Here is a 19,641-nt window from a genome sequence, read left to right as displayed (position 1 = left end):
ATGCGCGTACACATCCGTCCCCCGGAGCCGGCCGACGCCCCCGCCTACCGGGAGGCGGTGCTGCGCTCCGCCGAGCACGTCGGCCGGTGGAACCCGGTCGAACCGGACGGGCTGCCCGAACTGCTGCGGCGCCAGGGGCCCGTGCTGCGGACGTTCCTGATCCTCGACGAGGAGAGCGGCGGGATCGTCGGCAAGTGCAACGTGGCCAACATCGTCATGGGGCGCTTCCGCAACGGCAGCCTGGGCTACGACAGCTACGTGCCCTTCGCCGGGACCGGGCGGATGAGCGAGGGCCTGCGGCTGGTCGTCGACCGCTGCTTCGCCCCCGAACCGCGGGGCCTGGGCCTGCACCGGCTGGAGATCAACGTGCAGCCGGAGAACGAACGGTCCGTCGCCATGGCCAGGCGCCTCGGTTTCCGCCACGAGGGCTTCACGCCCCGGATGCTCTACCTGAACGACGCCTGGCGCGACCACGAGCGCTTCGCGCTCACCGCCGAGGAGTGGCCGGGGGTCTGAGGGGCGCCGGAGCGGCACTGTCCTTATTGTCGGGATATGGGCAATCCCGTACCGCCCCGGCAGAATCCGGACGACCCATGGCGGACGGAGGGCGCGCCAGCCTCGCCGCCCACCCGGCGACGGCGCCGCATGGGCGGCTGGGGCGGCATGATCCTGACGGCGCTCGTCGTCTTCCTCATCACCGACCTGGTGCTCTCGTTCTTCACCGGGTCCCGGCCGACCACGATCTCGTACACCGAGTTCAACCGGCAGCTGGCCACGGACAACATCTCGAAGATCTACTCCAAGGGCGACTCCATCGAGGGGCAGCTCAAGAAGAAGCAGGACGTGCCGGGGGCGGACGAGGGCACGTACATGCAGTTCAAGACCCAGCGGCCGGTCTTCGCCGACGACGACCTGTGGGCGACCCTGACGAAGAACAAGGTCACCGTCACCGCCGAACCCGTGGTCCAGCAGCGCGGCCTGCTCTACAACCTGCTGCTCTCGCTCGCCCCGGTGCTGCTGCTGGTCCTGCTCTGGCTCTACGTCTCCCGCCGGATGAGCAAGCTCGCGGGCGGGCTCGGCGGCCTGGGCGGCCTCGGCCGCAGGGCCCCGCCGACGCCGGTCGTCCCGGAGGCGGGCCGCCGCACCACCTTCGCCGACGTGGCGGGCATCGACGAGGTGGAGGCCGAGCTCAACGAGGTCGTCGACTTCCTCAAGCGCCCGCAGGCCTACCGGGCGCTCGGGGCGCGGATGCCGCGCGGCGTGCTGCTCGCCGGGCCGCCGGGCACCGGCAAGACCCTGCTCGCCCGGGCCGTGGCCGGCGAGGCCGACGTGCCGTTCTTCTCCGCCTCCGCCTCCGAGTTCATCGAGATGATCGTCGGCGTCGGCGCCGGCCGGGTGCGCGAGCTGTTCGCCGAGGCCCGCAAGGTCGCTCCGGCGATCATCTTCATCGACGAGATCGACACCATCGGCCGTGCCCGCGGCGCCGCGGGCGGCATCGGCGGCCACGACGAGCGGGAGCAGACCCTCAACCAGATCCTCACCGAGATGGACGGCTTCTCCGGCTCCGAGGGCGTCGTCGTCACAGCCGCCACCAACCGGCCCGACGTCCTCGACCCCGCCCTGACCCGGCCGGGCCGCTTCGACCGCGTCGTCCACGTCAGCCCGCCCGACCGTACGGGCCGCGAGGCGATCCTCCGCATCCACCTGCGCCAGGTACCCCTGGAGGGCGGCATCGACCTGACCGCCGTGGCCCGTGCGACGCCGGGGATGACGGGCGCCGAACTGGCCAACCTCGCCAACGAGGCCGCGCTGCTCGCCGTCAAGCGCGGCAAGGGCGCCGTCGGGCAGGGCGAGCTCTCCGACGCCCTGGAGAAGGTGCAGCTGGGCGCGGCACGCCCGCTCGTGATCCCCATCGAGGAGCGCCGCCGTACCGCCTACCACGAGTCCGGGCACGCCCTGCTCGGCATGCTGCACCCGGGCGCCGACCCCGTACGCAAGATCACCATCGTCCCGCGCGGCCGCGCCCTCGGCGTCACCCTCTCCACCCCCGACTCCGACCGCTACGCGTACACCGAGGAGTACCTGCGCGGCCGGATCATCGGCGCGCTCGGCGGCATGGCCGCCGAGCACGTCGTCTTCGGGGTGATCACCACCGGTGCCGAGAACGACCTGGAGCAGGTCACCAACGTCGTCCGGGGCATGGTCGGCCGCTGGGGCATGAGCGAGAAGGTCGGCCCGCTCTCGGCGATCCCGGCCGACTCCCAGCAGCCCTACGGACTGTCCGCCGCCCCCGCCACCCTCGACGTGATCGACGCCGAGATGCGCAGGATCGTGGACGAGTGCTACGGGACGGCCTGCCGGCTGCTGGGCCGGCACCGCGAGCAACTGGACGCCCTCGCGGAGCGGCTGCTGGAGGCCGAGACGCTGGAGGAGGACGAGGCCTACGAGGCGGCGGGCATCCCACGGCTCGCGAAGGCCGTGGAGTAGCCGCCCTGCGGTCGCGCGGGAACGTCGTCGGTTACACCCGGGCCACCAGGTAACGGAACACGTTCTCCATCCGGACCGTGCCGTCGCCGCGCCGGTACGCGTGCAGCGCCTCGCGCAACTCCTTGCGCACCTGGTCCTCGTCGGTGGCCGCCACGGCGGCGTCGAAGAGCCCGGTCGACACCAGGCCGCGCACCGCGCTGTCCATGTCGGGGTAGCCGAACGGGCAGGACACCCGCCCCGAGCCGTCCGGACGCAGCCCCGCCTCCCGCGCCAGCTCCTCCAGGTCGTCACGGCCGCTGAGCCGGACCGCGGGGGTGGTGCCGCGCGGCTCGGCCAGCCGGGCCGCGACCCGCAGCACCCGCCCGGTGGCGCAACGCTCGGGCGGCCCCCAGCCGGCCAGCACGACCGGGGCGCCCCGCTCGGCCAGGCCCGCCGCGGCGCCGAGCGCCGGGACCAGCGCCGCCGGCGCCGTCCCCGGGTCGAGGGCGGTGATCATCGTGAACGGTGCCCCCTCCGGCACGGGGACCTCCTCCGGGCCGCCCGCCACGAGCCGGGTGCGCCCGCCGCGCGACCGTGCCGGTGCGCCCCACTGCTGCTCGGGCAGCAGCCGCTGCCGGGCCAGTTCGAGGCGCCGTTCGTCCGGATCGCACCCCGTGACCGCCGCGCCCCGGGCCGAGGCCATGAGCAGCGCGAGTCCCGATCCGCACCCGATGCCGAGCAGCCGGGTGCGGGGGCCGACCTCCAACCGCTCGTGCACCGCCTCGTAGAGCGGTACGAGCATCCGCTCCTGGATCTCCGCCCAGTCACGCGCCCTGCCGTCGGTCCGGTGTGTTCGTGGGTGCCGTGCGAGCGTAGGTGTCATCGAGCGCCCCAATCAGCCGCGTCGCCGTCTCGCCGAAAGCCTTCCTCGTACGCCCCCCGGTTACGCCGCGCACCGTCATCGTCACGCCGCGCATGCCCCCGGAGCCAGCCAACTCCCCTTCCGGGCCGTAGTCCAGAGGTTTGAAGGTGAGGATTGGGCCGATTCCCGACCCCGCCGATTCACGTCCGGTGCCGCTGTCCCCGTACCATCTGCGGCATGGCAAAGGCTCCCGTACTCACACCCCAGGCGGACGACTTCCCGCGCTGGTACCAGGACCTGATCAACAAGGCCGAGCTGGCCGACAACGGCCCGGTGCGCGGCACCATGGTCATCCGGCCGTACGGGTACTCGCTGTGGGAGCGGATGCAGCAGGAGATGGACGCGCGGATCAAGGAGGCGGGCGCCCAGAACGCGTACTTCCCGCTCTTCATCCCGCAGTCCTACCTGACGCGGGAGGCCGAGCACGTCGAGGGCTTCGCGCCGGAGCTGGCCGTGGTCACCCACGGCGGCGGCAAGGAGCTGGAGGAGCCGGTCGTCGTCCGGCCCACCTCCGAGACGATCATCAACGAGTACTTCTCCAAGTGGGTGCAGAGCTACCGCGACCTGCCCCTGCTCATCAACCAGTGGGCCAACGTGGTCCGTTGGGAGATGCGCTCGCGGCTCTTCCTCCGTACGAGTGAGTTCCTGTGGCAGGAGGGCCACACCGCGCACGCCACCTACGAGGACGCCCGCGACTACGCCGCGATGATCCACCGCGACGTGTACGGCGACTTCATGACCGACGTCCTCGGCATCGACGTGGTCCTCGGCCGCAAGACCGCCCGCGAGCGCTTCGCCGGCGCCATCAACACCCTCACCCTCGAGGGCATGATGGGCGACGGCAAGGCGCTGCAGCTGGGCACCAGCCACGAGCTGGGCACCAACTTCGCCAAGGCCTTCAACACCTCCTACCTGTCCAAGGAGGGGCAGCAGGAGCTGGTCTGGCAGACCTCCTGGGGCGTGTCGACCCGCATGGTCGGGGGCCTGATCATGTCCCACGGCGACGACAACGGACTGCGCGTGCCGCCGCGGCTGGCGCCGGTGCAGGCCGTCGTGCTGGCGATCAAGGGTGACGACGAGGTCGTGGCCAAGGTCCGCGAGATCGGCGACCGGCTCAAGGCCGCGGGCATCCGTGTGCAGGTGGACGTGCGCACCGACACCCCGTTCGGCCGCCGCGCCGTGGACTGGGAGCTCAAGGGCGTCCCCGTCCGCGTGGAGGTCGGCCCGCGCGACCTGGAGAACGGCACCGCGATGCTGGCCCGCCGCATCCCCGGGGGCAAGGAGCCGGTGGCGATCGACGAGCTGACCGCGCTGGTGCCCAAGGTGCTGGAGGAGGACCAGGCCACGCTGCTGCGCCAGTCCCGCGAGCGCCGCGAGTCCCGCACCGTGGACGTCAAGACGATCGCCGAGGCCGCCGAGGCCGCGGCCACCGGCTGGGCCCGCATCCCCTGGGCCGACCTCGGCCCGGAGGGCGAGGCCAGGCTGGCCGAGCAGGGCGTGTCCGTGCGCTGCCTGCTGACCGAGGACGGCCAGGTTCCGGAAACGGACGACGCGCCGGGTACCGCGGCGATCGTCGCGCGGGCATACTGACCGTCAACTGACTGAAAAGCGACGTACGTAATCGGCAGTACGTCCACGCTTGAGGCGGGTGCGTGACTTCTCCACTGTCCTCCGCACCCGCCCTCAGCCGTACGCATCATCCGGAACTGACTAGTACGTGCAAAATATTTGGGATGGCCCGGTATCGGAACACAGGGCGCCCCCGGCTCGTTGTCACGACGTGAGCACGACACCACCAGTCCTCGCCGCCGAGCTGGCAGTCGCATGGGCCGACATTCAACGGCACCATCCCGAACTGCCCGACCTGGCCGCCCCCGAGTCCCTGATCGGAGAGTCCTCGTCCGCGTGCGGCACGGAGCTCTCCTTCGAGCGCCTGCTGCACGAGGCCGTCCACGGAGTCGCCGCCGCGCGCGGCGTCCGGGACACCTCGCGGGCAGGCCGCTACCACAACCGTCGATTCCTGGCCATCGCCGACGAGCTCGGCCTGGACCACTCCGAGGAGCCGCACCCCAGCAGCGGCTTCTCCCTGGTCCAGCTGCGCCCGGACACCAAGAAGCGCTACCGGGCGACGATCGACCGCCTGCAGCGCGCGCTCAGAGCGCACACCGTGGCGACCGCCGCCGACACCGCCCGCAGTTTCCGCGGGCCCGCCGCCCGGCACGGGTCCTCGGGCGGAGGCGTACGGGTGAAGGCGGTCTGCGACTGCGGGCGCAACGTCCGGGTCGTGCCGTCCGTCCTCGCGCAGGCGCCGATCGTCTGCGGGGCGTGCGGTACGCCGTTCCGGATTCCGGAGGCCGCGGCGGTCGCGTGAGCGCCCGCCGCGCACGGGGGCGGCACCGTACGGGGGACGGCGCCGGTGGGGTCACCGGCGTGCGGCGGCATGCCCGCCGTATGGCAGAATGGTCAGCTGAGCACTCGGCAGCCGTGCAGGACCCCTCTCTCCTTCGGCTGACGCGTCCGTCGGGCAACCGGCTCCACAACCCCACGTGGTGGTCCGGCCTGCCCAACCACGTCAACTCCAGGAGAACCCACTCCCGTGGCAGTCAAGATCAAGCTGAAGCGTCTGGGCAAGATCCGTTCGCCTCACTACCGCATCGTCGTCGCCGACTCCCGTACCCGCCGTGACGGCCGGGCCATCGAGGAGATCGGTCTGTACCACCCCGTGCAGAACCCGTCGCGCATCGAGGTCAACGCCGAGCGCGTCGCGTACTGGCTGGGTGTCGGCGCGCAGCCGACCGAGCCCGTGCTCGCCATCCTGAAGAAGACCGGCGACTGGCAGAAGTACAAGGGCGAGCCGGCCCCGGCCCCGCTCCTGGTCGCCGAGCCCAAGGCCGACAAGCGCGCCCTCTTCGAGGCCGCCGCCAAGGACGCCGGTGACGGGTCCAAGGGCGAGGCCATCACCCAGAAGGCGAAGAAGTCCGACAAGAAGGACGAGGCCGCCGAGGCGGCCGAGTCGACCGAGGCCTGATCGTGCTCGAGGAGGCCCTCGAACACCTGGTCAAGGGGATCGTCGACAACCCCGACGACGTGCAGGTCGCCGAGCGCACCCTGCGTCGGGGGAAGGTCCTGGAGGTCCGGGTGCACCCCGACGACCTCGGCAAGGTGATCGGCCGCAACGGCCGCACCGCCCGCGCCCTGCGCACGGTCGTGGGCGCGATCGGCGGACGCGGTGTCCGCGTCGACCTCGTCGACGTGGACCACGTCCGCTGAGGTACGCAGCACCGGCACGGGCCGGGGGTGGCACTTGGGCCGCCCCCGGCCCGTGGCCGTATCCGACACGTGAGCACAGGAGCGCGATCAAGTGCAGCTGGTAGTGGGACGCATCGGTCGCGCCCATGGCATCAAGGGCGAGGTCTCGGTGGAGGTGCGCACCGACGAGCCGGAACTGCGGCTCGCCCCGGGCGCCGTGCTCGTCACGGACCCGGCGTCGGCCGGCCCGCTCACCGTCGAGACGGGCCGGGTGCACAGCGGCCGGCTGATGCTGCGCTTCGCGGGCGTCAAGGACCGCACCGGCGCCGAGGCGCTGCGCAACGTCCTGCTGATCGCCGACGTCGACCCGGACGAGACGCCGGAGGACCCCGAGGAGTTCTACGACCACCAGCTGGTCGACCTCGACGTGGTCACCGCCGACGGGACCGAGGTCGGCCGGATCAAGGAGATCTCCCACCTGCCGTACCACGACCTGCTGGTCGTCGAACGGCCGGACGGCAGCGAGGTCATGGTGCCCTTCGTCGCCGAGATCGTCCCCGAGATCGACCTGGAGCAGCAGCGCGCGGTCATCACGCCCCCGCCCGGCCTGCTGGACGAGGCCGAGGCGGAGCAGTAGGCCCATGCGCATCGACGTCGTCACGATCTTCCCCGAGTACCTGGAGCCGCTGAACGTCTCCCTGGTCGGCAAGGCCCGGGCGCGCGGTCAGCTGGACGTGCGCGTCCACGACCTGCGCCGGTGGACCCACGACCGGCACAACACGGTCGACGACACCCCGTACGGCGGTGGCCCGGGCATGGTCATGAAGCCCGAGCCGTGGGGCGAGGCCCTGGACGCGGTCCTGGAGTCGGGGGAGGGCGATCCCGTGCTGGTGGTCCCCACCCCGAGCGGCCGCCCCTTCACCCAGGAGCTCGCGGTCGAGCTGTCCGCGAAGCCGTGGTTGGTCTTCACCCCGGCCCGGTACGAGGGCATCGACCGGCGGGTCATCGAGGAGTACGGCGAGCGGCTGGACGTCCGCGAGGTCTCCATCGGCGACTACGTCCTGGCCGGCGGCGAGGCCCCGGTGCTGGTGATGGTGGAGGCCGTGGCCCGGCTCCTGCCGGGCGTGCTGGGCAACGCCGAGTCGCACCGCGACGACTCCTTCGCCCCCGGTGCCATGGCCGACCTGCTGGAGGGCCCGGTCTTCACCAAGCCCCCGGTCTGGCGCGACCGCGGAGTGCCGGAGGTGCTGCTCAGCGGCCACCACGGCAAGGTCGCCCGCTGGCGCCGCGACGAGGCCTTCCGCCGTACGACGCAGAACCGCCCCGACCTGATCGAGCGTTGCGACCCGGCGGCCCTGGACAAGAAGGACCGCGCGATGCTCGCGGCCCTCGGCTGGGTGCAGGGCGAGGACGGCCGATTTGGGCGACTCCCGGAGTCCGTGGAAGAATAGGCGGCTGCTGCCTTGCGTCCGGCGTGCGCCCCTGCCACAGGGGGACATGACGCCCGTCCGACGCGGAGGCGGTCGGATCACCACCACTACTCCCGCCGATGACCTGTGGCATGGGCGAAGAAAGCAGACGAACATGTCCCACCTGCTCGACTCCGTCGACGCCGCGTCGCTGCGCAGCGACGTCCCGGCCTTCCGCCCCGGTGACACCGTCAACGTCCACGTCCGCGTGATCGAGGGCAACCGCTCCCGTATCCAGCAGTTCAAGGGCGTTGTCATCCGTCGCCAGGGCGCCGGCGTCCGTGAGACCTTCACGGTCCGCAAGGTCTCCTTCAGCGTCGGCGTCGAGCGTACCTTCCCGGTACACAGCCCGATCTTCGAGAAGATCGAGCTCGTGACCCGCGGTGACGTGCGTCGCGCCAAGCTGTACTACCTCCGTGAGCTGCGCGGCAAGGCCGCGAAGATCAAGGAGAAGCGCGACAACTGAGTCCGCCCGGCACATGCGGGGCCCTATAGGCTCTGCGCCTGATGGACACAGAGGTACACCTCCCGGAGCGCGACCGCGCCGATCCCGCCGAACAGCGGGATGAGCGGTCGCGCTTCGGCGTACGTACACAGCGGTATGCGCTGCTCGCCGTGGCGGCCGCCGCCGTGGTCGCGCTGGTCAACGTCTTCGTGGCCCAGCCCTTCGAGATCCCCAGCGGGTCGATGGAGGACACCCTGCGGGCAGGGGACCGCGTGCTGGTCAACAAACTGGCGTACCGTTTCGGCGAGGCGCCCGCCAGAGGTGACGTCGTGGTGTTCGACGGCGAGGGATCGTTCGTCCAGGACTCCGGCGGGAGCGACTACGTCAAGCGGGTCATCGGTGTCGGTGGGGACCGGGTGACCTGCTGCGACGAGCGGGGCAGGATCACCGTCAACGGGCGCCCGCTGGACGAGACCTATCTTTACCCCGGGGACACGCCGTCCCGGGTAGCGTTCGACATCGAGGTTCCGAAGGGGAGGCTGTGGGTGATGGGTGACCACCGTGCCGACAGCCGGGATTCCCGTGACCATCTGGGCGACCCCGGAGGGGGCACCGTTCCGGTGGACAAGGTGATCGGCCGGGCCGAGGCGACCTTCTGGCCGCTGGGCCGCCGCCGCTCCCTGGACGGCGCCCATGGGTAGCCGCGGGCGGGCCAACGCCGGCCAGCCGAGCCGTGCCGAGTACCTGGGCGAGGAGCCGGCGGGCCCGCGCAGGGGCGGCGGCCGGGCCGAGCGGCGCAAGCTGGCGCGGAAGGTCAAGCGCAGGCGGCGTCGTTCCGCGGCCAGGGAGATACCCCTGCTCATCGGGGTCGCGCTGCTGATCGCGCTGGTGCTCAAGACCTTCCTGCTGCAGGCCTTCGTCATCCCGTCGGGCTCGATGGAGCAGACGATCAGGATCGGGGACCGCGTCGTCGTCGACAAGCTCACGCCGTGGTTCGGCTCCCGGCCGCAGCGCGGCGACGTGGTGGTGTTCAAGGACCCCGGCAACTGGCTGGAGGGCGAGCAGGCCCAGTCCGGCGAGGACCCGGTGGTCGTGAAGCAGGTCAAGGAGTTCTTCACCTTCATCGGGCTGCTGCCGTCCGCGGACGAGCAGGACCTGATCAAGCGGGTGGTCGCGGTCGGCGGCGACACGGTGAAGTGCTGCGACGCCCAGGGGAAGATCACCGTCAACGGGACCCCGCTGGACGAGCCCTACATCCATCCGGGCAATCCGCCGTCGGAGATCAAGTTCACGGTCAAGGTCCCGCCGAACCGGCTCTTCGTGATGGGCGACCACCGGTCCAACTCCGCGGACTCCCGCTTCCACCTCAAGGACGCCGGCGACGGCACCGTGCCGGAGAACCTGGTGGTGGGCAGGGCCTTCGCCGTGGCCTGGCCGATGGGGCACTGGGCGGGGCTGAAGGAACCGGCGACGTACTCCGGCGTCGCCGCGCCGGGGGGTTCGGGCGCGTCTGCCGCGAGGGCGGGCCCGGGAGTGGCAACATCCAACAATCGGCAAGGAATGACCCCGCTCCCGACTCCTGCGGAACTCCCGCTCGTTATGGGGGTGGTGGGCTTGCGCCGCATATGGCGCGGGCGGCAGCGCGCAGCAAGCGGAGTAAGGAGTGGATGTGGGGGACCTGGTGGTCGGCGCAAGGTCCGGACGCGGAGAGCCGGAGGATCGGGACCCCACGTCGGGCGGCTCGGCGGGCGACGGCGAGGCGCCGCTCGGAAAGAAAGGCCCGGACGCGGGCGCGGAAACCTCCGAAGAGGCGAGTGGCACGAAGGGCCGTGACGGCGACGCGGGCAAGAAGCAGCAGCAACGTTCGTTCTGGAAGGAACTGCCGCTGCTGATCGTCATCGCGCTCGCGCTGGCCTGGCTGATCAAGACCTTCCTGCTGCAGGCGTTCTCCATCCCCTCGGCGTCGATGGAGAACACCCTGAGGATCGGCGACCGGGTCCTGGTCGACAAGCTCACGCCCTGGTTCGGCTCCGAGCCCGAGCGCGGCGAGGTCGTCGTCTTCCACGACCCGGGCGGCTGGCTCGGCGAGACCGTCCCGGTGGACACCAACCCGGTGACGAACGCGATCCAGAAGGGTCTGAGCTTCGTCGGCCTCATGCCGTCCGCGGAGGAGAAGGACCTGATCAAGCGGGTCATCGCGGTCGGCGGGGACACGGTGGAGTGCAAGGGCACCGGCCCGGTCAAGGTGAACGGCAAGGCGCTGGACGAGCCGTACATCTACCCGGGGAACACCCCCTGCGGTGACCGTCCCTTCGGCCCGATCAAGGTCCCGGACGGCCGCATCTGGGTGATGGGCGACCACCGGCAGGACTCCCTGGACTCCCGTTACCACCAGAACCTGCCGGGCAACGGCACGGTCTCCGTGGACGAGGTCGTCGGCCGCGCGGTCGTCGTGGCCTGGCCGATCAGCAACTGGTCCACCCTCCCCGTGCCCAGCACCTTCGACCAGCCCGGCATCAACGCGGCGGCCGCAGGTCTGCCGGCCGCGGGTCTGCCGGCCGCGGGCGGACTGGCCGGTGCGGTCCCGCTGGTGCTGTGGCGGCGGCGCCGTCTGATCAACCGGGCCGGGTGAGAGGGCTGCCCCCGGTCCGTACCGCCGGGTAGGGTGCGGACGCATGAGCACGAGCACACGCACGGGCACGCGGACGGCGACGGGGCGAGCAGGCGAACAGGGCGGCGGGCGGACCGGACGGATAGTCTCCGGTCTGGCCGTCGCCCTCGGCTGCGTGCTGTTCCTCGGCGGTTTCGTCTGGGGTGCGCTGGTCTACCGGCCGTACACCGTCCCCACCGGATCCATGACCCCGACCGTCGACGCGGGCGACAAGATCCTCGCCCAGCGGATCGACGGCTCCGATGTGCGGCGCGGGGACATCGTGGTCTTCACCGACCCGCTGTGGGGCGACGTCCCCATGGTGAAGCGGGTCGTGGCGGTCGGCGGTGACAAGGTGGCCTGCTGCGACAAGCAGGGGCGGCTCACGGTCGACGGCAAGCCGGTCGACGAGCCGTTCCGGCTCGACCCCGAGGGCCCGGCGTCGCCGACCTCCTTCTCGGCCACCGTTCCCCGGGGCAACCTGTTCATGATGGGCGACAACCGGGCGACGTCCGAGGACTCCCGCTTCCGCCTCGGCGACGCCGACAACGGCTCCGTGCCGCGCAGCACGGTGTCCGCGCGGGTCGACGGTGTGGCCTGGCCGCTCGGCCGCGCGGGCATGGTCGCCAGGACCGGCGCGTTCGCCGCCCTGCCGGGCGACGGGCCCTCCGGCCCCGGGCCGCTGCGCACGGTGGGCGTCGCGCTCGCGGTCGGCGTGGTCCTGATCTTCGCTGGTGCGGCCTACGGCCCGGTCGCGGACCGGGCCCGGCGGCGGAGGGCGGCGCGATAACGATGCGACGGCGCGCGGCCCGGGTCGTCCTCCTGGACCCCTCCGACCGGATCCTGCTGCTCCACGGGTACGAGCCGGACGACCCGTCCGTCACCTGGTGGTTCACCCCGGGCGGCGGTGTCGAGGAGGGCGAGAGCCTGGACGTCGCGGCGCGCCGCGAGCTCGCGGAGGAGACCGGGATCACCACGGCCCTGCTCGGGCCGGTGCTGTGGGAGCGCTCGTGCGCCTTCGACTTCGACGGCCGACGCTGGGAGCAGGACGAGTGGTACTACCTGGCCCGCACCGACGACGTCCGGGTGCACACGGCCGGTCTCACCGAGCTGGAGCAGCGCAGCGTCGACGGCCTGCGATGGTGGACCTGTGAGGAACTGCTCGCCTCGCATGAGACGGTGTACCCGACCAGGCTCGCCGAGCTGCTGCGCGCATTGCTCGACGAAGGTCCCCCATTGTCCCCGATTCACCTGGGGACGGAGCGTGACTGACGCACAATGGGGGGACGTACGGCTGAAGGGGAACATGCCATGAGCGCCGAGGACCTCGAGAAGTACGAGACCGAGATGGAGCTGAAGCTCTACAGGGAGTACCGGGATGTCGTCGGCCTGTTCAAGTACGTGATCGAGACGGAGCGTCGTTTCTACCTCACCAACGACTACGAGATGCAGGTGCACTCGGTCCAGGGCGAGGTGTTCTTCGAGGTCTCCATGGCCGACGCGTGGGTGTGGGACATGTACCGGCCGGCGCGCTTCGTGAAGCAGGTGCGCGTGCTGACGTTCAAGGACGTGAACATCGAGGAGCTGAACAAGGCGGACCTCGACCTGCCCTCGGACGACTCCGGCTTCAACGGCTGAGCCGGCCGGGGCCGGCGGGTTGTCCACAGGCCCCGATCAAGATCATCTCTCGGGCGCCACCTCCCTCACAGTGAGTGACGGAGGTGGTACCGATGAACGCCCGAGGAGCTTTCGGACGCTACGGCGAGGAACTGGCGGCACGGTCTCTGACCGAGGCCGGGATGACCGTGCTGGAGCGGAACTGGCGGTGCAGGCACCGCGAACGGCACGGCGAGATCGACATCGTGGCGGCGGACGGCGACGCGCTCGTGGTGTGCGAGGTGAAGTCGCGCGCGGAGTCCTGCGGCGAGCACCCGATGGCCGCCGTCACCCCGCGCAAGGCGGAGCGGCTGCGGCTGCTCGCCGAATGCTGGCTCGCCGACCACGGCGGACCGCCGCCGGGCGGGGTGCGGATCGACGTGGTCGGTGTGGTGCTGCCGCCCCGGGGCGCCGCCCGCGTCGAGCACGTGCGGGGGGTGGAGTGATGGGCTTCGCCCGGACGTGTTCGGTGGCGCTGCTGGGCGTGGAGGGCGTCGTCGTCGAGGTCCAGGCGGACCTGGAGGCGGGGGTGGCGGCGTTCACGCTGGTGGGGCTGCCGGACAAGAGCCTGAGCGAGAGCCGCGACCGGGTCCGCGCCGCCATCGTGAACAGTGGCGAGACCTGGCCGCAGAAGAAGCTCACGGTCGGCCTCAGCCCGGCCTCCGTCCCCAAGGGTGGCAGCGGCTTCGACCTGGCGGTCGCGTGCGCCGTCCTCGCCGCGAACGACCGCGTCGCCCCGCGCGACATCGCCGACCTGATGATGATCGGCGAGCTCGGCCTCGACGGCCGGGTCCGCCCGGTCCGCGGGGTGCTGCCCGCGGTCCTCGCCGCCGCCGACGCCGGGTACCGCCACGTCGTGGTGCCCGAGCGCACGGTCGCCGAGGCCTCGCTCGTACCGGGGGTCTCCGTGCTCGGGGTCCGCAGCCTGCGGCAGCTGATCGCACTGCTCAACGACGAGCTCGCCCCGGAGGAGGACGAGGAGCCCGCCGACGGGAGGCCGGACCCGATGCTGGCCGGCCTGACCCTGCCGGGCGCCGGCCACGGCACGGGGCTCGCCGACACCGGCACCCCGGATCTGGCCGAGGTCGCAGGGCAGGGCACCGCCAGGACCGCCCTGGAGGTCGCCGCCGCCGGCGGTCACCACATCTATCTGAAGGGGCCGCCGGGCGCGGGCAAGACGATGCTGGCCGAGCGGCTGCCCGGGCTGCTGCCGCCGCTCACCCGGCAGGAGGCGGTGGAGGTCACCGCCGTGCACTCGGTCGCCGGGATGCTGCCTCCGGGCCGGCACATGGTGGACCAGCCGCCGTACTGCGCGCCGCACCACTCGGCGACCATGCAGTCCCTGGTCGGCGGCGGAAACGGGCTGCCGCGGCCGGGTGCCGTCTCGCTCTCCCACAAAGGTGTGCTTTTTCTGGACGAAGCACCCGAATTCAATGGTCAGGCTCTCGACGCGCTGCGTCAGCCCCTGGAGTCCGGCCACGTGGTGATCGCCAGGGCGGCCGGAGTCGTCCGCCTTCCCGCGCGGTTCCTGCTCGTCCTGGCCGCCAACCCCTGCCCCTGCGGGCGGTACGGCTCACCCGGCGGGACGTGCGACTGCACGCCGAGCATGATCCGCCGCTACCAGGGGCGGCTCTCGGGGCCCCTCCTGGACAGGGTTGATGTGCGGGTCGAGGTGGAGGCCGTCAGCCGCTCCGAGCTGATCGGGGGCGCCGGCTCCGCGGAGACCACCGCGGTGGTCGCCACGCGGGTGCGGGAGGCCCGCGAGCGCGCCGCCGCCCGGTACCAGGACACCCCGTGGCGGCTCAACAGCGAGGTCCCCGGCCATGAGTTGCGCACCCGCTGGGCCATGGCGCCCGGAGCCCTGCGCTCCGCGGAGCGGGACATGGAGCGCGGGCTCCTCACCGCGCGGGGACTCGACCGGGTCCTGCGCGTGGCCTGGACGGTCGCCGACCTCGCGGGCCGTGACCGGCCCGACGGCGTCGACATGGAGCGCGCCCTGGAGCTGCGCACCGGTGTGCGCCGCGGTATGGCGGCGGCGACGGGGGCCGCGCGATGACGCAGATGCCGCCCGGCACGGACACGGACGGGGACGCCGGGCCGGGCTTGGAGGAGGAGCCGCCACCGACGCCCGAGGAGCGTCTGGCCCGCGCCGCCGTGACGCGGATCGCCGATCCCGGCGACGGACTCGTCGACGCCTGGCTGCGGGAGCTCGGCCCCGTCGAGACCGTAAGGGCCCTCACCGCCGGTGAAGAGCTGCCCGGGGCGGGCGAGCAGCGGGCGGCCGGATACGCCCTGCGGGCCCGCCGGACCCGGCCGGAGCGGGATCTGACGGCGGCCCGGGCCATGGGGGCCCGTTTCGTGTGCCCCGGTGACCCGGACTGGCCACGGCAGCTCGACGACCTGGGCGGCGAGCGCCCGTACGGACTGTGGGTGCGCGGCGGCGCCTCGCTGCGGATGTGGGCGCTGCGGTCGGTCGCCGTCGTGGGCGCCCGCGCCTGCACCGACTACGGCTCCCACATGGCGGCGTCCCTCGGCGCTGACCTGGCGGAGGCCGGCTGGGTCACCGTCTCCGGGGCCGCCTACGGCGTCGACGGCGCCGCGCACCGGGGAGCGCTGTCCGTGACGGGGGCGACCGTGGGGGTCGTCGCCTCCGGAGTGGACGTGCCGTATCCGCCGGGTCATGCCGAGTTGATCGGACGCATCGCCGAACAGGGGCTGCTCATCGGTGAATTGCCACCCGGATCGCATCCCACCCGCAGCCGCTTCGTGCTTCGCAACCGCGTGATTGCCGCCCTCACCCGGGGCACCGTCGTCATCGAGGCCCAGTACCGCAGCGGCTCCCTGATCACCGCCCGCCGGGCCCGCAAGCTGGGCCGTTTCGTCATGGGCGTGCCGGGACCCTGCACCTCGGCGCTGTCCCAAGGGGTCCACGAGCTGCTGCGCGCCGAGGGGGTCCTGGTCACCGGCGCCGCCGACGTCATCGAGCTCGTCGGCCGCATCGGCGAGGACCTCGCGCCCGAGCGCCGAGGGCCGGTCCTGCCGCGGGATCTCCTCCCGCCCGCGGCCGCCCGGGTCCTGGAGGCCCTGCCCGCCCGGGGCGGGGCCGGCGTAGCGGAGCTCGCGGTCGCCGCCGCGAGCACCCCCGACGACACCCTGACCAGGCTCCATGAGCTGCACGCCCTCGGTTTCGTCGAACGGGACGGCCCGCGCTGGAAGTTGTCGCAAGGCCGTGAGGCGGCTCCCACCGGTCCCACGACAGAGGGAGGTGGCCAAGCCGACACGCTCTCCCGGTGAACACACCATCAGGTGACAGGACGGTTCTTGACCTGGGACCCCCTGGATGGCGAGGTTATGGGGACGCCCGGACGTCGCCCTGAGCGACGGTATGGTCACGCTACGCTCAAGGAGGTTCGAGTCCCGCCCGTCCCTCAGGTCACGCAGAACGGCTCAGATCGACGCATGCACCGGCACACTCCCGGGCACGAAGGCAGCACGGCGGCGACCGCCGTCACCGGAAACCCCCGGCCGCCCGCCCCCACCTCGCTCGACGCGCTGTGGCGGACCTACAAGTCCACGGGGGACGCACGCCTGCGCGAGCAGCTGATCCTGCACTACTCACCCCTTGTGAAGTACGTCGCAGGACGCGTGAGCGTCGGCCTGCCCGCCAACGTGGAACAGGCGGACTTCGTCTCCTCCGGGGTCTTCGGGCTCATCGACGCCATCGAGAAGTTCGACCCCGAGCGCGCGATCAAGTTCGAGACCTACGCGATCACCAGGATCCGCGGGGCCATGATCGACGAGCTGCGCGCCCTGGACTGGATCCCGCGCTCGGTGCGCCAGAAGGCCCGCGCGGTGGAGCGCGCCTACGCCACCCTCGAGGCCTCCCTGCGGCGCACCCCGAGCGAGTCCGAGGTCGCCGCCGAGATGGGCATCGCCCTGGAGGAGCTGCACGGCGTCTTCAGCCAGCTCTCCCTGGCCAACGTCGTCGCCCTGGAGGAGCTGCTCCACGCGGGCACCGACGGCGGCGACCGGCTCACCCTGGTCGACACCCTGGAGGACACCGGCGCCGACAACCCCGTCGAGGTCGCCGAGGACCGCGAGCTGCGCCGCCTGCTGGCCCGCGCCGTCAACACGCTGCCCGAGCGCGAGAAGACCGTGGTCACCCTCTACTACTACGAGGGGCTCACCCTCGCGGAGATCGGCCAGGTGCTCGGGGTCACCGAGAGCAGGGTCAGCCAGATCCACACCAAATCCGTTCTGCAATTGCGCGCGAAACTGGCCGACGTCGGCCGTTGACGCCGCTTTGCCCACGGGTGCGCCCGATGGCAGCGCCGCTTCCGTACAGTGGTGAGGTGCCCAAGATTCGAGCGGCCTCGGTGGCCGAGCACCGGTCGATGCAGCGCGACGCCCTGCTGGACGCCGCGCGCAGTCTGCTCTCCGAAGGCGGGACGGAGGCCCTGACCTTCCCCGCCCTCGCGGAGCGCACCGGGCTCGCCCGGTCCTCCGTCTACGAGTACTTCCGCTCCCGGGCCGCAGTCGTCGAGGAGCTGTGCGCCGTCGACTTCCCCGTCTGGGCGGCCGAGGTCGAGGCGGCCATGGAGGCCGCCCCCACCGCCGAAGCCAAGATCGAAGCGTACGTCCGCAGCCAGCTCACGCTCGTCGGTGACCGCCGGCACCGGGCCGTGGTCGCGATCTCCGCGGGTGAACTCGACTCGGGCGCCCGTGAGAAGATCCGCGCCGCCCACGGAGGTCTGGTCGCCATGGTCGTCGAGGCGCTCGCCGGGCTCGGCCACCATGAGCCGAGGCTCACCGCGATGCTGCTCCAGGGCATCGTCGACTCCGCGGTCCGCCGGATCGAGCTCGGCGCCGCCGAGGAGCCGGACGCCATCGCCGACGCGGCCGTCACCATGGCCCTGCGCGGCGTCCTGGGCTGACCGGCGGGACCTTCCCGAGCGCCTCGATCGCACCGGCCGCCGTTCCGGCCGCCGTTCCGGCCACCCCTTCCGGCAAGGGCACCCCGAAGACCGGCAGGAGTCGCGACGGCCCGCCGCGCAGCACCCCGTCCGGCAGCAGCGACAGCGGGTCGAGGTAGACCTCCCCGCGCAGCAGCCCCCAGTGCAGGCAGCCGCCGGGGCAGTGCCACGGGCCTTCCGAGAGCACCCCCACCTCCTGCCCCGCTCCGACCTCGTCGCCCACCGCGACCGAGGACCGCACCGGCTGGTACGTGATGCGCAGCCCGCCGGCGAGCTCGATCGCCACGACCCCGCGCCCCGCCACCTGACCGGCGTACGACACCCTGCCGGGCGCCGCCGCGCGCACCGGTGCGCCGGGCCCCGCGCGCAGGTCCACCCCGCGGTGCCCCGCCGCCCACGGCACCGCCGGCGGATCGAACCCCCGCTCCACGACCGGTCGCCGGCCCCCGCCGGACGGATCCACCGGCCAGGCCCGGTCCGCGCCCCCGCCGGCCGGGACGACCGGCGTCCGGGCAGCGGCCCCCACCGGGTGCACGAGCCCCCCGAGCCACGTCAGTGCCGCCAACACCACCACCGCGTATGTCCTCATGGTCCAACGGTGACGTGTTCCGCCGTCGCCGGACGATCATGGAAGCGGCCTGTGGACAACCTCGTACGGCCCCCGCCCCCAGGCACGATGTCGCCCGCCGCTCCGGCGGTCCCGTACACTTTCCATGGCGATCCGGGTCACCGGGTCGACTTCGCACGCCCCGCCACCGCCCTACAGCGAGCGGTGGACGCGCTCCTCGGTCCCTCGTGGCACGGCGCGTTCGGGGCGTCAGGCGCGGCCGCCGTCCGGCGACCGCGAAAACCGAGTACCCCTAGGAGTACGGCCATGGCCGTCGTCACGATGCGGGAGCTGCTGGAGAGCGGCGTCCACTTCGGGCACCAGACCCGCCGCTGGAACCCGAAGATGAAGCGCTTCATCTTCACCGAGCGCAACGGCATCTACATCATCGACCTGCTCCAGTCGCTGTCGTACATCGACCGCGCCTACGAGTTCGTCAAGGAGACCGTCGCACACGGCGGCACCATCCTCTTCGTCGGTACGAAGAAGCAGGCCCAGGAGGCCATCGCCGAGCAGGCGACCCGCGTCGGCATGCCCTACGTGAACCAGCGCTGGCTGGGCGGCATGCTCACCAACTTCTCGACCGTCTACAAGCGCCTGCAGCGCCTGAAGGAGCTCGAGGAGATCGACTTCGAGGACGTGGCCGCCTCCGGCCTCACCAAGAAGGAGCTCCTGGTCCTCTCCCGTGAGAAGGAGAAGCTGGAGAAGACCCTGGGCGGCATCCGCGAGATGCAGAAGGTGCCGAGCGCCGTCTGGATCGTGGACACCAAGAAGGAGCACATCGCCGTCGGTGAGGCGCGCAAGCTCCGCATCCCGGTCGTCGCGATCCTCGACACCAACTGCGACCCCGACGAGGTCGACTACAAGATCCCGGGCAACGACGACGCGATCCGCTCCGTCACCCTGCTGACCCGTGTGATCGCCGACGCCGTCGCCGAGGGCCTCATCGCCCGCTCCGGTGCCGCCACCGCCGGTGACAAGGCCGAGGGCGAGCCGCTGGCCGCCTGGGAGCGCGAGCTGCTCGAGGGCGACAAGGCGAAGGCCGAGGAGACCGCCGCCGAGGCTGCGCCGGCTGCCGAGACCGCTGAGGCGCCTGCCGCCGAGGCCGCTGAGGCGCCCGCCGCCGAGGCTGCGCCGGCTGCCGAGACCGCCGAGGCGCCCGCCGCCGACGCCGAGCAGGCCTGAGCCTCAGCCCGCCTTCCGA

The 19,641-nt window shown here is 72.2% G+C and carries 23 protein-coding genes; 21 read left to right on the top strand and 2 right to left on the bottom strand.

Going from position 1 to position 19,641, the window contains the following annotated elements; all coding sequences use genetic code 11:
- Positions 1 to 516, top strand: coding sequence for a GNAT family N-acetyltransferase (locus ACFYYN_RS31670; RefSeq protein ID WP_500325671.1), 516 nt, complete (start codon positions 1 to 3; stop codon positions 514 to 516).
- Between the two features lie 36 nt (positions 517 to 552).
- Positions 553 to 2,487: an ATP-dependent metallopeptidase FtsH/Yme1/Tma family protein gene (ftsH, locus tag ACFYYN_RS31665; RefSeq protein ID WP_499514221.1), complete on the top strand. Its 1,935-nt coding sequence runs from the start codon at positions 553 to 555 to the stop codon at positions 2,485 to 2,487.
- 31 nt (positions 2,488 to 2,518) lie between these two features.
- On the opposite strand, the gene ACFYYN_RS31660 is transcribed toward ftsH, so the two are convergent.
- Positions 2,519 to 3,268, bottom strand: a complete 750-nt coding sequence (locus ACFYYN_RS31660; protein WP_500356672.1) for a class I SAM-dependent methyltransferase — start codon at positions 3,266 to 3,268, stop codon at positions 2,519 to 2,521.
- A 297-nt stretch (positions 3,269 to 3,565) separates the two neighbouring features.
- Between ACFYYN_RS31660 and proS the strand changes: the two genes are divergently transcribed.
- From proS to ACFYYN_RS31570, 18 genes are all read left to right on the top strand, one after another.
- Positions 3,566 to 4,978: a proline--tRNA ligase gene (proS, locus tag ACFYYN_RS31655; RefSeq protein ID WP_500548482.1), complete on the top strand. Its 1,413-nt coding sequence runs from the start codon at positions 3,566 to 3,568 to the stop codon at positions 4,976 to 4,978.
- Between the two features lie 190 nt (positions 4,979 to 5,168).
- Positions 5,169 to 5,759 carry a hypothetical protein gene (locus tag ACFYYN_RS31650; protein ID WP_499514224.1) on the top strand — a complete coding sequence of 197 codons (591 nt, stop codon included), beginning with the start codon at positions 5,169 to 5,171 and terminating at the stop codon, positions 5,757 to 5,759.
- Between the two features lie 225 nt (positions 5,760 to 5,984).
- A complete protein-coding gene (gene rpsP, locus ACFYYN_RS31645) occupies positions 5,985 to 6,416 on the top strand; it encodes a 30S ribosomal protein S16 (protein WP_499514225.1) in 432 nt (143 codons plus the stop codon).
- A 2-nt stretch (positions 6,417 to 6,418) separates the two neighbouring features.
- On the top strand, positions 6,419 to 6,658 hold the full coding sequence (locus ACFYYN_RS31640; protein ID WP_450395265.1) for an RNA-binding protein: 240 nt from the start codon (positions 6,419 to 6,421) through the stop codon (positions 6,656 to 6,658).
- A gap of 91 nt (positions 6,659 to 6,749) precedes the next feature.
- A complete protein-coding gene (gene rimM / locus ACFYYN_RS31635; RefSeq protein WP_500325681.1) occupies positions 6,750 to 7,274 on the top strand; it encodes a ribosome maturation factor RimM in 525 nt (174 codons plus the stop codon).
- Positions 7,275 to 7,278: 4 nt separating this feature from the next.
- A complete protein-coding gene (trmD, locus tag ACFYYN_RS31630; RefSeq protein ID WP_500548481.1) occupies positions 7,279 to 8,088 on the top strand; it encodes a tRNA (guanosine(37)-N1)-methyltransferase TrmD in 810 nt (269 codons plus the stop codon).
- A gap of 133 nt (positions 8,089 to 8,221) precedes the next feature.
- The gene (gene rplS, locus ACFYYN_RS31625) at positions 8,222 to 8,572 is read left to right on the top strand and encodes a 50S ribosomal protein L19 (protein WP_105869103.1); all 351 of its coding nucleotides are present in this window, start codon (positions 8,222 to 8,224) and stop codon (positions 8,570 to 8,572) included.
- 41 nt (positions 8,573 to 8,613) lie between these two features.
- A complete protein-coding gene (gene lepB / locus ACFYYN_RS31620) occupies positions 8,614 to 9,252 on the top strand; it encodes a signal peptidase I (RefSeq protein ID WP_500548480.1) in 639 nt (212 codons plus the stop codon).
- The gene (gene lepB, locus ACFYYN_RS31615) at positions 9,245 to 10,384 is read left to right on the top strand and encodes a signal peptidase I (RefSeq protein WP_500548479.1); all 1,140 of its coding nucleotides are present in this window, start codon (positions 9,245 to 9,247) and stop codon (positions 10,382 to 10,384) included. The genes lepB (ACFYYN_RS31620) and lepB (ACFYYN_RS31615) overlap by 8 nt, the downstream gene beginning before the upstream one ends.
- 46 nt (positions 10,385 to 10,430) lie before the next feature.
- Positions 10,431 to 11,183, top strand: coding sequence for a signal peptidase I (gene lepB, locus ACFYYN_RS31610; protein WP_500325863.1), 753 nt, complete (start codon positions 10,431 to 10,433; stop codon positions 11,181 to 11,183).
- Between the two features lie 43 nt (positions 11,184 to 11,226).
- On the top strand, positions 11,227 to 11,991 hold the full coding sequence (gene lepB, locus ACFYYN_RS31605; protein WP_500548478.1) for a signal peptidase I: 765 nt from the start codon (positions 11,227 to 11,229) through the stop codon (positions 11,989 to 11,991).
- A 2-nt stretch (positions 11,992 to 11,993) separates the two neighbouring features.
- Positions 11,994 to 12,473 carry an NUDIX hydrolase gene (locus ACFYYN_RS31600; protein ID WP_500325690.1) on the top strand — a complete coding sequence of 160 codons (480 nt, stop codon included), beginning with the start codon at positions 11,994 to 11,996 and terminating at the stop codon, positions 12,471 to 12,473.
- A gap of 39 nt (positions 12,474 to 12,512) precedes the next feature.
- Positions 12,513 to 12,839, top strand: coding sequence for a DUF2469 domain-containing protein (locus tag ACFYYN_RS31595; protein ID WP_018562949.1), 327 nt, complete (start codon positions 12,513 to 12,515; stop codon positions 12,837 to 12,839).
- A 92-nt stretch (positions 12,840 to 12,931) separates the two neighbouring features.
- Positions 12,932 to 13,303: a YraN family protein gene (locus ACFYYN_RS31590; RefSeq protein ID WP_499514232.1), complete on the top strand. Its 372-nt coding sequence runs from the start codon at positions 12,932 to 12,934 to the stop codon at positions 13,301 to 13,303.
- Complete coding sequence (locus ACFYYN_RS31585; protein ID WP_500548477.1) at positions 13,303 to 14,913, top strand: YifB family Mg chelatase-like AAA ATPase; 1,611 nt, start codon at positions 13,303 to 13,305, stop codon at positions 14,911 to 14,913. Before ACFYYN_RS31590 ends, ACFYYN_RS31585 begins: the two co-directional genes overlap by 1 nt.
- Positions 14,910 to 16,151, top strand: coding sequence for a DNA-processing protein DprA (gene dprA / locus ACFYYN_RS31580; protein ID WP_500548476.1), 1,242 nt, complete (start codon positions 14,910 to 14,912; stop codon positions 16,149 to 16,151). The genes ACFYYN_RS31585 and dprA overlap by 4 nt, the downstream gene beginning before the upstream one ends.
- 165 nt (positions 16,152 to 16,316) lie before the next feature.
- Entirely contained in the window at positions 16,317 to 17,153 is an 837-nt protein-coding gene (gene whiG / locus ACFYYN_RS31575; protein ID WP_499514235.1) for an RNA polymerase sigma factor WhiG, read from the top strand.
- 80 nt (positions 17,154 to 17,233) lie between these two features.
- Positions 17,234 to 17,791: a TetR/AcrR family transcriptional regulator gene (locus tag ACFYYN_RS31570; protein ID WP_500325864.1), complete on the top strand. Its 558-nt coding sequence runs from the start codon at positions 17,234 to 17,236 to the stop codon at positions 17,789 to 17,791.
- Here ACFYYN_RS31570 and ACFYYN_RS31565 read toward each other — a convergent pair.
- Positions 17,760 to 18,419, bottom strand: a complete 660-nt coding sequence (locus tag ACFYYN_RS31565) for a murein hydrolase activator EnvC family protein (RefSeq protein WP_500548475.1) — start codon at positions 18,417 to 18,419, stop codon at positions 17,760 to 17,762. The genes ACFYYN_RS31570 and ACFYYN_RS31565 overlap by 32 nt on opposite strands.
- 285 nt (positions 18,420 to 18,704) lie before the next feature.
- Here ACFYYN_RS31565 and rpsB point away from each other — a divergent pair, with 285 nt between their 5' ends.
- Positions 18,705 to 19,622 carry a 30S ribosomal protein S2 gene (gene rpsB / locus ACFYYN_RS31560; RefSeq protein WP_500548474.1) on the top strand — a complete coding sequence of 306 codons (918 nt, stop codon included), beginning with the start codon at positions 18,705 to 18,707 and terminating at the stop codon, positions 19,620 to 19,622.
- Positions 19,623 to 19,641 lie beyond the last annotated feature (19 nt).

This window comes from Streptomyces sp. NPDC001902 (genome assembly GCF_042891295.1).
Lineage (GTDB): Bacteria > Actinomycetota > Actinomycetes > Streptomycetales > Streptomycetaceae > Actinacidiphila.
This window is presented reverse-complemented; position numbering and strand designations above follow the sequence as displayed.